Annotated in this window: 6 protein-coding genes; 2 read left to right on the forward strand and 4 right to left on the reverse strand. The window is 28.3% G+C overall.

Features of this window, described 5'->3' with window-relative positions; all coding sequences use genetic code 11:
- Nucleotides 1-59: 59 nt before the first annotated feature.
- Nucleotides 60-8651, reverse strand: a complete 8592-nt coding sequence (locus ACQPVP_RS00885; RefSeq protein ID WP_430846334.1) for a GH36-type glycosyl hydrolase domain-containing protein — start codon at nucleotides 8649-8651, stop codon at nucleotides 60-62.
- Between the two features lie 246 nt (nucleotides 8652-8897).
- On the opposite strand from ACQPVP_RS00885, the gene ACQPVP_RS00890 reads away from it, so the two are divergent.
- Together ACQPVP_RS00890 and ACQPVP_RS00895 are read left to right on the forward strand one after the other, a co-directional pair.
- On the forward strand, nucleotides 8898-9218 hold the full coding sequence (locus ACQPVP_RS00890) for a PadR family transcriptional regulator (protein WP_430846336.1): 321 nt from the start codon (nucleotides 8898-8900) through the stop codon (nucleotides 9216-9218).
- Nucleotides 9219-9231: 13 nt separating this feature from the next.
- Nucleotides 9232-9897, forward strand: coding sequence for a hypothetical protein (locus tag ACQPVP_RS00895; protein WP_430846338.1), 666 nt, complete (start codon nucleotides 9232-9234; stop codon nucleotides 9895-9897).
- A 178-nt stretch (nucleotides 9898-10075) separates the two neighbouring features.
- Here the strand turns inward: ACQPVP_RS00895 and ACQPVP_RS00900 are convergent, their stop codons facing one another.
- The 3 genes from ACQPVP_RS00900 to murQ form a co-directional block, all read right to left on the reverse strand.
- Nucleotides 10076-10924, reverse strand: a complete 849-nt coding sequence (locus tag ACQPVP_RS00900) for a MurR/RpiR family transcriptional regulator (RefSeq protein WP_430846340.1) — start codon at nucleotides 10922-10924, stop codon at nucleotides 10076-10078.
- Between the two features lie 22 nt (nucleotides 10925-10946).
- Nucleotides 10947-12023 carry a DUF871 domain-containing protein gene (locus ACQPVP_RS00905; RefSeq protein ID WP_430846342.1) on the reverse strand — a complete coding sequence of 359 codons (1077 nt, stop codon included), beginning with the start codon at nucleotides 12021-12023 and terminating at the stop codon, nucleotides 10947-10949.
- A 115-nt stretch (nucleotides 12024-12138) separates the two neighbouring features.
- Complete coding sequence (murQ, locus tag ACQPVP_RS00910; RefSeq protein ID WP_430846344.1) at nucleotides 12139-13050, reverse strand: N-acetylmuramic acid 6-phosphate etherase; 912 nt, start codon at nucleotides 13048-13050, stop codon at nucleotides 12139-12141.
- Nucleotides 13051-13136 lie beyond the last annotated feature (86 nt).

The following is a 13136-nucleotide window of genomic DNA, read 5'->3' on the forward strand; positions in this document are numbered from 1 at the left end:
TTATTGTACCAATAATAAAATTATACATAATTAAACATTAACTTACAATGGGACAAAACTTATATTATAACTACTATTTCAAGGGTTCCTCCCTCTTTTGGAATTAAATTATCACTAGCTTCTTTCCCATTAATAAATATCCCCTTCGTCTTTCCAACTTCACCTCTTCTAACCTTTATGTTATAATCTTCAAAATCATTTTTTATATTAATCTCATACTCATTCCAACTTTCTGGAATGCATGGTTCTATTAAATACCCTTTCCCTTTAACCTTTTTTAAACCTAAAATATCCTCTAATCCTACTTTATACATCCATCCAGATGCTCCAGTATACCAGCTCCAACCACCTCTACCGCCATGAGGTTCTTTAATATATACATCTGCCGACATTACATAAGGTTCAACTTTGTATCTTCTTGCTTCAAGCTCAGTGTTTGAGTGATTTATTGGATTTATCATGTTATAGTATTTCCATGCCTTATCCCCGAATCCTAGCTTTGTTAATGCAAGAATTACCCAAACTGCAGCATGAGTATATTGGCCTCCATTTTCTCTAACTCCGGCAACATATCCCTTAATATATCCAGGTTCTAATGCCGATTTATCAAATGGTGGTGCAAGAAGCTTAATTAGTCCCTTATCTTTATCAACAAGATATCTATCAACTGCTTCCATTGCTTCTTTAGATCTTTCTTCTTTAGCAGCCTTGGAAATTATTGACCAACTTTGAGCTATTGAATCTATCTTACACTCATCGTTTTCTCTTGATCCTAAAGGCTTACCATTATCAAAGTAAGCTCTTCTATACCATCCTCCATCCCAGGCATTTTTCTCAAGATTTTCTTTAATAAATTCCTGGAATCCAATATACTCTTCCTCTTTTTCAGTATCATTCCTATATTTACAAATATCCTTAAACCCATCTAATATTTTATATAAGAACCAACCAACCCAAACACTTTCTCCTTCACCCTTATTACCAACAGTACTCATACCATCATTCCAGTCACCACTACCCATTAAAGGTATATTATGTCTACCAAATTTTAATCCCCTATCTATAGCTTTTAAGCAATGATCATAAATACTTCCATTTTTTTTAGATGTATTTACTATAGTATATCTTTCATCTTCCCCATTTCTTAAAGGATCATCTTCTAAATATGGAGCTTCTTCATCTAAAATACTATAATCTCCAGTAGAATTTATATATTCAATAGTTACATAGGGTAGCCATAATAAATCATCTGAAAATCTAGTTCTAATACCAGAATTAATTACTGGATGCCACCAATGTTGAACATCTCCTTCTAAGTATTGTCTTGAAGCACTTCTTAATATTTGCTCTCTAGTTATAGATGGATTTAAAATTCCTATAGACATAGAATCCTGAAGCTGATCTCTAAATCCATAAGCACCACCACTTTGATAAAAGGCAGTTCTTGACAAATATCGACAGCTTAGAGTTTGATACATTAACCAACCGTTTAAAAGATAGTCCATAGACAAATCTGGTGTCTTTACTTGTATATTTCCTAGGAAATTTGACCAATAATCTTTTACTTCTTGTAAAGCACTATATACATTTCCTATATTTTTATATTTATTTATCTTTTCTTCTATTAAACTTTCCTCTTCTTCCTGTCCTAATAAAATTACAACTTCCTTTTCTTCTCCTGCTTCTAAATAAATATTTAATTGTGAAGCTAAACAAGGATCATAAATACTTCCTGAAGCATTATTTAAATTATTCATATTTAATGCATTAGGATGACTTAAATCTTCTCCAATTCCAATAAAACTCTTTCTATCTCCAGTAAAGTTTTGACTTTCTTCTCCAGAAATAGACAAGTAAGCTTTTAATTTTCCAAAGTACTTAGAGTATGGATTTACTCCATAAATATAATTATCCTTTATAGAAGTACTTATGTATTTTGCGCTTCCGTAATTATAAACTCCAAGAACTAATTGAGCATAATAAAATAATGATAGATTTCTATTGGTATTAGATAAATTTTTAAGTTTAACCTTACATATCTTTAGTTTTTCATCTCTAGGACAAAATACTTGCATTTCTCCTTTAATATTATAAGCTGTATGATTAAATGTTGAATATCCAAAGCTATGACTTATAATATATTCTCCACCATCTCTAATTGGCATTGGTGTAATACTAAAGTATGTTCCAATTTCATTATCTCTTATATATAATACTTCTCCACTTGGATCTACTACCCAATCATTACTCCATGGAGTAATCTTATTTTCTCTACTATTTTCACACCAAGTATAAGTTGAACCTACTTCAGAAATATGGAATCCAAAATCCTTATTAGAAACTACATTTATCCAGGGAGCAGGAGTATTTTCATAATCCTTAAGTCTTATAACATAACTCTTATCTTTCTTATTAAATCCTCCAAATCCATTGAAGAAATCTAAAGATTCACAGTTCTCTTCACTATTTAAGGAATTACCTTCACTATTAATATACGCTTTATTGTCTTCATTTAAATTATTTACTTCCTTGAAATTTTTGAGTTCTAAAGCTTCTTTAATTAGCTCATCCTTTAATAAATCTTCTGTTTTTCTACTATCTTCTTTATTAATAAGATTCTTAATATAATCGCCTTCATTTATATTAACTTTTATCCTATTAATTGGAGCTACGTCTTCACTCTGCTTATATTTTTCTTTCTCATAATTAACAGCTTCTAATAATTGATTTGCTAAATTTCCTTCTTTTGAATCTATATATAGCTTAGAAATACCAATTAAGAAATTTTTAATTTCCTCTCCCATGGTTGACTTATTATGAATGAATATTCCAGCAGCCTTATTTATATTTTCTCTTTCTATTGAATTTTTAACTGTTGAAATAATATCCTTTTGCAAAGGCTCTTCATATGAGGCCTCTTCTTCATTATAAATTATTAAATCTGCCTTTATTCCTTTATTTCTAAAGTAGTAATGCATATTAATAACTTGCCTTAATAAAGTTACATCATCTTCATCATAAATTACTAATAAAATTATAGGTAAATCACCAGAAATACCATAAGCCCATAAATTTTCTTGATACATATTGATATTTCTTATATACTCTTCTCTATTTTTTCTGCCACTATGTAGATAAAGTAAATAAGATGCTAAGCTTTGATATATATTAGCTTGAGCTGATCTAATTCCAATATGTTTTAATTCTAATTGGTTAGCATAATTATAAGCATCTAAAATTTTCTCAATAACAGGAACTTCCTTATATTTATAAATTAAATCTATTATCTCTTCTTTACTTTCTGAAACCCCTGTTAGATAATATACAGTTCCTTCTTCACCAGGACTTAATGTAACTCTACATCTAATACTCATAATCGGATCTAAAACTGTTCCAGTAGTATTTTGAAGTGGTGCATCATTATCCATAACCTCTGGATATTTTAAGCTTCTATTTCTTCCTATGAAATTAAGTCTTGAAGTTTCATAGGTTAAATCACCATCTAACTCATTATTAGTAACTAAACTATGGAAAATATAATGAGTAATTGCCCCCTCTGCTCTAGGCCTTCTATTTCCAATTAAAGCCCTCGCCTCATCATCATATTCTGTACTTATAAAAAGATTTGAAAAACTAGGATGAACAGCATCTCCTTCAAAGGACTGCAATGTTACCTCTAGATAACTAGTTATTTCTATAGTTCTTTGCTTTTCTGCATTATTTTTTAAAGTTAATTTTCTTATTTCAACGTTATTTTCACTAGATAGCATCACTTCATATTTCGTGCTAATATTTCCATCTTGTCTTTGAAATTTTGCCTTATCTAAAGTAAACTCTATTGAATAATCATCATTTTCTTCCTTGCAAGGTTCATAAGTAGCACTCCAGAAATCATTTGAATTTAAATTCTTAATATAAAAGAACATTCCACTTGAATCAGAAGTACTATCTCCTTTCCACCTATAAATTGTCATATCATCTTTTTTAGAATATCCACTTCCACTATCTGAAATCATAGTAGAGTAACTTCCATTTGAAAGTAGTAACACCTCTAGATTTTCTCTCTTGCTACCTTTAAATACTCTAGGAATAAAATCTTCTCTTTCCATTACTTTATTTCTGATTCCACCAATATCTATATCTCTATCAAAAACTATATCTTCAGGCACTCTTTCCTTTAATAATATTTCTACAGCCTTAATTTCAGGAATACTGTGGAATCTTTCTTTTAAAATATTCTTATTTAAAATATTATCTAATGCTAAAAAAGACATTCCTAAATGGTGAACCATATAGCATCTAACTTCTTTTGCCTCTTCACTTCCTTCACTATAATCTATAGCTTCAATAAATCCATATCTACCATAAGCTTTATTTTCATATAGTTTTTTCAAATTATCCAAAGATGACTTTGTATCTAGTGGTAATGTCATAATAGATGAATAGGGAGAAACTACTACTTCATCTTCAAGGCCTCTCTTTAATCCTATACCTGGAACTCCAAAGGCTTTATATTGATAATTTTGATTTATATCAAATACATAATAAGCTGACTCTGATATTCCCCATGGTATATTTTTCTTTTCTCCATATACTCTTTGAGCATTAACTACAGATGAATAAGTTAATGACCAAATAGTGTTATCAAAGGATTTCATAATTTGGAATGGCATAAAATACTCGAACATAGTTCCACTCCAGGATACTAAGGTTTTAAATCCAAAAGCCTTTGTCATATTTCTACTTAAGTTATACCAATGTTCCTTTGGCACTTCTCCTCTTGCTATAGTTAGTAAAGATGCTATCCTTGCCTCTGAAGCCATTAAATCATAATAAGAATTTCCTAAAGATTTCTCTTCCACATTATATCCAATAGCAAATAATCCCCTATCCTTACTATATAAGAAATCAAACTTCATATCCTCCATGATACTATCTATTTCAGATGCCAAAACTAAAAGTCTTTCATCAAATTCTTTAAGCTTAAATATCTTTTTATCTAAAATTTCTTTAAATTCTTCTCCTGAAACTTCTTTTATATCCTCTAAAATATCTATTATTTGAAGTAAGGTTGGTGTTTTATAACTCTTTAAAGAATCCCCTACGATTTTTTCAATTCCTTCAAATATAAAATCATAAAAATCTATTTTACTTTCTATTTCCTTTTCTAATTTTCTTAGCCAGTAAATTTCCTTTTTATTATTTTCATCAAAATTAATAGTAATACTTAAAATTCTATCTTTAATTTTCTTTAATTCTTCTTTTAAGATATCCTTATATTCATTTAAATCAAAATTATCTTGTATCCCATCATGGAACTCTTCTTTATCATCTTTTCTAACTAATGAATAAGTATCCTTTAAAGCTAATATTTCTTTTTCTCTAATTATAGGTTTATTTCTAAAGTTTTTTATCTCTTCCTTAATTATCCACAAGTATCCTAAAAGATTTCCACTATCAACTGTGGATACATATCTTGGCCATAGGGATAACTTTGATTTTGTATCATACCAATTTAAATAATGTCCATTGTATTTTTCTAATCCTCTCATTCCATCAAGTATCAATTCAATTCTATATATAACTTCCCCTATAGGTAAGTACCCTAGATCATATGCCACAATATTACTAATTAACCCCATACCTATATTAGTTGGAGATGTTCTATGAGCAACTCCCTTATATGGCTTTTCTTGATAATTATCTGGGGCTAAATAATTATTTTCTTCATTAACAAAATCTTCGTAATACGCCCAAATTCTTCTTGATACTTCTCGTAAAAATTCATCATCTTCAATTTCTAACCTATCTTCAATTACTATTTCCTCTTTAGATATTCTACATGCAATTGTAGGTGATAAAAACCATAATATTGCAATAGGTATAGTAGTTACAACTATTTCAAAGGAATTCAATAAACTAAGAAGAACAATAATAACTGCCATAGCTACTGATATCCACATTTTTTTATAGTAATATGAATAAGTATTTTTTACTGATGTTTCAACCTTTTCAGCTGTTTTCCATTGAAGTAAGTTCTTTTTAGAAATAGTTAGTCTATATATAGTTCTAAATATAGCATCTACCATTAAATAGGCTTGATATGGTATAAAGCTTAGTATAAGTATTATTTGCCTTAAGTTCTTAAAAGTTCCCATAATCCTTTTTTTAGGAGTTACAACAAAATCAGTTACTGTAAATACTAAAGGTATTATTATGGCTAAAAATAGTAATATTGATATTTGTACAGCCCCACTAAGAACTGTTAATACTGAAAGTAACCCTAGTAAAAGACTTGGTGCTAACAAACTTCTTCTTAAGTTATCAAATATCTTCCACTTAGAAATAGGCGATAACTTCTTTGAGAATAAGAAACTTGCTATTTGCCAGTCTCCTCTAACCCATCTATGTAATCTTAAAGCGCTAGATAAATAGCTAGATGGATACCCATCTACTACTTCTATGTCCGTAACTAAAGCACATCTAGTTAATACTCCCTCTATTAAATCGTGAGATAATACTTTATTTTCTTTAATTTCTTCTTTCAAGATATTATGAAAACTAGTGATTTCTATAATACCCTTTCCTGTAAATATACCTTCTTTAAATAAATCTTGATATGTATCTGAGGCAGCTATAGAATAAGCATCTACCCCTGCATTACCAGCAAATATCTTTGAAAAATAAGTTTTATGTTTATCTTCTAAATTAACACTTACCTTAGGCTGCATTATGCTATAACCTCTTATTACTTTATTATCTTTAACATATGGTTTATTTAAAATATGACTCATTGCTGAAATCAATTTTTTTGCACTCCCAATAGGTAAGAAGGTATCACTATCTAATGTAATTATGTATCTTGCATCTATTAAATTATCTAAATCATCGCTTATAATATTGTAGCTATTTATTCTTTCTCCTTGAAGTAGAGCCATAAATTCCATAAGCTTTCCTCTTTTTCTTTCATAGCCCATATACACATCTTCTGATGGATTAAATAATCTTTTTCTATTTAAAAAGAAAAATCTAGGTATATTATTTTTTGAGTATTTCTTATTTAACTTTTTTGCTATATTTAATCCTTCATCATTTATAGCCTTATCTATATCTTCTTTTTCATGAGCACTATCAAATAAATCTCCAAGTAAGGCAAAGTATATATTTTCATCTCTATTTGCTAAATAATATACTTCTAACTTTTTCATTAGCTTAATTACATCTCTGCTATTACTTAAAATAGCTGGAATAACTACTATAGTTTTATATTCATTTGGTATACCTTTAGAAAAATCCATCTTTGGTATAAAACTAACAGGTGTAATTTTTGCAACAAACCAGTTGTATAAAGAAATAACTACTTCACTTGCAGGGATAAGCATTATAATGAAAGCAAAAATATACTGACTAATACTAAAGTTTAATGGAATAAAGTAAGTTAAAAGTAAAATTACTAAATCAACTAAAATTGTTCCAATTAATATAGATACTATGTAGGAAGTCTGTGGAATTCTACTATCTGTATTTTTGTTTATTCCGAACCTTCTTAATAAGTCTACTATTCCATCATCTACTAAATAATAGCCTATATGCTTTTTATATAAATCTCTATTTTCTAAATGTAAACTACTAAGTTCTAAAGCAGTTTTTATTAAATTTATTTCATCTATATTAGTTTTTCTAGCAATCTCTTCTACCTTATGCCTATAATAATCCTTAGTTTCAAAATCCATGCTATTATAAATTCCAGATGGATCTCTCATTAAAAGCTTCTCTGACTCCGATGTCTCATTGAAAAATCTCTTCCAATTAACTGAATCCATTATTCTTAAAGAATTTATATTTGTTCCAATAGATGTGGCTATATTGCCTTCTTTTATATGCTCTTTAATTATTTCTTTCTCAAAATTGGTGTTTTCTCTCCCTTTTAATCTTTCTAAAGCAAACTTATATATTCTCTCATCATCTACTGAATTATCTCTTAAAATACTAAAAAACTTATCTATAAATTCAGAAGAAAACAAGCCATCATGAAGACTTTCATCATCTCCCATATAGGTATTTTCTATTTTTTCTTTTTCCTTATTATTTGCTTTTTCTAAAGGATATTTCTCTTCAAGTTTGTTTAATAACGCTTCTATATTTTTCTTTTCATAATAGTCTATAACTACATTTGCTAGCTCTTTGGCTCCAAGTCTTTGCTTCTGTAAAATCACCATTTCATTTACTATTAATCCAAGATTAATAATTAAAGCTATTCTAAGCATCAAAGGGAATGCCCAAAGTTCACCAATAGTAAAATCTAACTTTTGATTATTTATAAACTTAATTGTTTCTTCTTCATTTATAACATTTTGATTTATTTCAATATAATTCTTAGCTAAACTATATATTCTAGGATAACTAACACCTTCTATATCTATATTAGATAAATTATCAAAGTAACTATAAGGAAGGTTATGCTTTATAGTTTTAAATTCCTTTTCTATTAAATAAATATTATCTAGAAGCCATTCTGCTGATGGAATAACCTCTTCTCCCTGCTTTACTAATTTGTTTAAATATTTATGATTATGAAGAATCCCCTTAAATGCTTCATTTAATTCCATAAGTACAGTTTTTCTACTATTTCTTAATGATTCATCCTTCACAAATAATTCCCCTTTCTTCTTACTCTATTTATGATTTATACCCAAATTAACTTTATTTAAACTAATAAACATTAAAGTATTTTTCCCAATGAGTAAATTTATTATTTGCAAAAATATGAAATATTAATCACATGGATATTTTATTACCCATTCTTCTATTTTGAGAAAATATTGTTGACAAATTTACTACCTTGTAATACATTATACTTAGTATTATGTATTACAAGATAGTGTTGGAGGTAGTTTATGATATCATCACAAATGCTAAAGGGAACTCTAGAAGGGTGTATTCTAGCAATAATAAGTAAAAAAGAAACCTATGGTTATGAAATATCTCAAAATCTTAATGAATATGGATTCGGGAAAATAGCTGAAGGTACTATTTATCCATTACTATTAAGGCTCGAAAAAAACGGCTTTATTTTAGCAACCTATAGACAATCTGATCAAGGTCCTAAAAGAAAATATTATAGTCTAACTGATAAAGGTACAGATGAGTATTTAAAGTTTATAGAAAGTTATATAGAACTTACTACTGCTGTAAATACACTATTAAATGATAAATAAGGGGGAGATAACTATGAATAAAAAGGTTAAAGCATTATTAAAAGAAAATAATGAATTTGAAAAAAATCTAAATAAAAAAAGTATTGAAGTTCTTACAGATATAGTTGTGTATTTACGAGGATGTGATATTTCTGAATATCATCAGGAAGAAGTTAGACGTGATATTATGCAAATGGTAGCTGACGGAGAAGCCCGAAATGAAGATATAAATATTATTATAGGAGAAGATTACAAAACATTCTGCAACGAAATAGTAAATGCTTTTCCCAAGCGTAGTAAAAAGGAAAAAATTCTAGATTGTTCAAGTCAAATTCTTCAGCTATTTAGTATACTCTCATTAATTTGTTTTTCTTCATCAATTATCACAGCTTCTAGTGGCAAAACTTCTATAAATAGCCTACCTATAACATTAGGCGCTATTATAAATTCAATTATTATAATCTTATTTTCTTTTTTTATTGTTAAATTTATATGTAAAACCTCTTTCAATGAAAATGTTCAATTTGGGAAAATCAAAACTTTTTTTGTAACTTGGATAATATTGTTTATAATTTTAGGTATCTTTATTTTTATAGGATATTTCCTAAGAACTGAATTATTGCGTATTCCCTTTTATGTTGGCTTAGCATTAATAATAATACCGTATATACTTTCTAAAATACTTGATGAACTACAATAAATCTATATTTTCTCAAATAAAAGAATTTATTTTAAAATATTATTGAAATTATCTATCGTAAATAAGGGCATTTCTTGTCCTTATTCACGATAGATTCTATTTATAAAATAGTAATCATCTCTATATAATAAATTTATATAAATTATTTACTCTCTTTTAATACTAAGCTCTTAAATTTCTATTTAACTTTAAATTCTTCTACTGCTTTTCTAGTTACTCTTAACTTTTCTTCTATTCCTTTTAAATTTCTTCTTGCCATGCCTAAGAACAACATATCTATAATTGCTAGTTGTGAAATTCTTGAACTCATTGCACCTTCTCTTAATGACTTTTCAACAAAAGGAACCCTTAATACTATATCAGACATATCTGCTAAAGTGTTGCTTATACTAGCCTTAGTAATTGATATTACTGGAACTCCTTCATCCTTAGCATTTTTTACACACTTAATAACCTCTTTTGTCTCCCCTGAATACGAAATTGCAATGGCAACATCATCTTTTTCCATAAGAGCAGAAGCTGTCATTTGAAGATGAGTATCACTATGAGCTACACATCTTTTATTTATTCTACTTAGCTTATAGTAAAAGTCCATTCCAACTAAACTAGAACTACCAACACTAAAAATATAAATATTATTAGCCTTATTTAATAATTCGATAGCCCTTTCTAAATCCTCTTCCTTTAATACCTCTAAAGTCTGATTCATTATTAAATCTATAGAGCTTTTAACTCCTCTAATTATATTTTTTGTGGATAAATCACTATGAAGATATTCAAAATCTGCATTATCATTATCACTTTGCAAATTTAAAGATAACTGTAATTTCATTTCATTTAATGAATCAAAACCTATTTTTTTAGAAAATCTTACTACAGTTGGAGCAGAAGTCTTTGTTACATCACCAATTTCTTTTGCTGACATACTAATAATACTTTTCTTATTACTAAGTAAATATTCTGCTATAGACTTTTCTCTATCAGTAAAGCTCTCAAAATTTTGCTTAATATACTGCAATACGTTCATATTCATACCCTACTATTCTTAATTATTCCACTATATTAAAGTGGAATTTTTTACCACTAAATATATATTTTAATAAATAAAAATCTTTTTGTAAAACAGATGCTACAACATTTGTCCTAGAATCCTTTTCTTGATTTACTTTTAAAATTTGAAGCTCCCCAATATATCTTAAATACCCCTTATTATCTATAGTTATATCCCCGAACTTCTTATTAACAGTATTACATGGTTCTATAATATCTCCCCTTAATATTAATCTACTTTCACTTGCCCTTATAGCATCCCTAGCTTCGTCAGTTCTGGCAGAATAGGTCTCACCTAATAATCTAAGGGTAATTTCATCTTTATTTTTAACTTTTATATCTAACTCTATAACTTCTGGATTTAGAGATGATAAATCTTTAAGCTCATTAAAACTAGGTAATGAATCTCCAATAAATACTGAAGTATTTCCTAGAGCAAATAGATGATTAGACGTATCCCTCACTGGCATCCCCCTATGATCTTCTAGGGTAGGAAGCCCATCTTTTAAAGGACTTCTTTTTCTATTATTAGATTGGACAAAGGCACAGGGTTTAATTCCTCTTATCTTAAGTAAATTATTTTTATTTATCATACTCTCTTCAGAAATTCCCGTTCCTACTCTAGGATAAAAATTATGAAGAGCATCTATATTCTTATAATCAGGAGAATAACTATCCAAATTTTTTAAAAACTCTTCTGTAATAGTAGAAGCGTTTAACTGAATTTTTATTCCATATTGATTTTTACTCATCTTAGCTATATTTTCTTCACTATATCCAAAATCAATTCTTATAGTTTTAACTCCAATATCTTTTAATCCCTTTAAATCCATATCTTCTAAATTTAAAAATTTAAAAGTATTAGGAGATATATCACTAATTATATCCATATTATATTCTTTAGCTAATTTAAAGAAGTCTCTTACTTCAATCTTAAATATCTCATAATTAGCTTCTGGTATATGAAGAGATGTAAATATTCTAGTAAAGCCTAATTCATGGGCATCTTTTAGTAGCTTAATATTTTCTTCTTTAGTATTATCTAATCCAAAATAAACAGAAAATCCATAACTCATAAAATACTCCTTGTGTTAATTTATAATTGGTAATGCATAATTAAGAAAAAACTCCCGCAGGAATTTTTATAACTTAACTCGCTTAGTTATTTCCACAATTGTTAATTCTCCATTTTTAATTTTTAATTTCTCTTAGCGCTTTTGCAATATAGCCTTTATTTTCATCTAAGACTTTTTTTGCTTCATCTTTCTTTAAGTTTGAAAGAACCATAAATATTGAAAGCTTAACATCAAAATCAGTTTCTTTTAGTACCTTTTCAGCTTCTTCTATTGTTATATCCGTAGCATCACAAACTATTTTCTTTGCTCTTTCAACTAACTTTTCATTTGTTGCCCTTACATCAACCATTAAGTTTCCATAAACCTTACCTAGCTTTATCATAGTTCCTGTTGATAACATATTTAAGACTAACTTTTGTGCTGTCCCAGATTTTAATCTAGTTGATCCTGTAACAACTTCTGGTCCAACTATAGGTGATATTGAAATTTTAGCAGACTTTGCAACTTCTGACTTTGCATTACAAGTTATTGCTACAGTAAGTGCTCCTATTTCATTTGCATACTCCAATCCACCTATTACATATGGTGTTCTTCCTGAAGCAGCTAACCCAACTACAGTGTCATTTTCACTTAAGGATTTATTCTTTAAATCTTCTACTGCTAACTTTTTTGAATCTTCTGCTCCCTCTTTTGCCCTAAAGATCGCTTCCTTTCCACCTGCAATTATACCTTGTACTAATTCTTCTGAAACTCTATAGGTTGGAGGACACTCTGATGCATCTAATATTCCTAGTCTTCCTGAAGTGCCAGCCCCTATATAAATAAGCCTTCCTCCTTTATGCATCCTATTTACTATTCCATCTATAGCTTCTGCAATCTTTGGTAACTCTGCTTCAACTGCTATCGCCACTTTCTTATCTTCATCATTAATTTTTTTAACCATTTCTAATGTTGAAACCTTATCTATATCTATGGTATTTTGATTCCTACTTTCAGTTGTTAATTTTTCTAAATCTATTTTTTTCATGTAACTACCTCCTTGTAGTAAGATATAAACCTTTTATCACAATATTATATTATTATTATTGAAATATTATTTCATTTTTTATCATA

Origin of the sequence: Clostridium nigeriense (genome assembly GCF_050585265.1) — a bacterium.
Lineage (GTDB): Bacteria > Bacillota > Clostridia > Clostridiales > Clostridiaceae > Clostridium > Clostridium nigeriense_B.

What these genes read in the sequence shown, in the direction of transcription:
- ACQPVP_RS00900 (WP_430846340.1), bottom strand. Translation starts at nt 10,924, where the DNA reads ATGAACGTATTGCAGTATATTAAGCAAAATTTTGAGAGCTTTACTGAT.
- ACQPVP_RS00905 (WP_430846342.1), bottom strand. Translation starts at nt 12,023, where the DNA reads ATGAGTTATGGATTTTCTGTTTATTTTGGATTAGATAATACTAAAGAA.
- ACQPVP_RS00895 (WP_430846338.1), top strand. Translation starts at nt 9,232, where the DNA reads ATGAATAAAAAGGTTAAAGCATTATTAAAAGAAAATAATGAATTTGAA.
- murQ (WP_430846344.1), bottom strand. Translation starts at nt 13,050, where the DNA reads ATGAAAAAAATAGATTTAGAAAAATTAACAACTGAAAGTAGGAATCAA.
- ACQPVP_RS00890 (WP_430846336.1), top strand. Translation starts at nt 8,898, where the DNA reads ATGATATCATCACAAATGCTAAAGGGAACTCTAGAAGGGTGTATTCTA.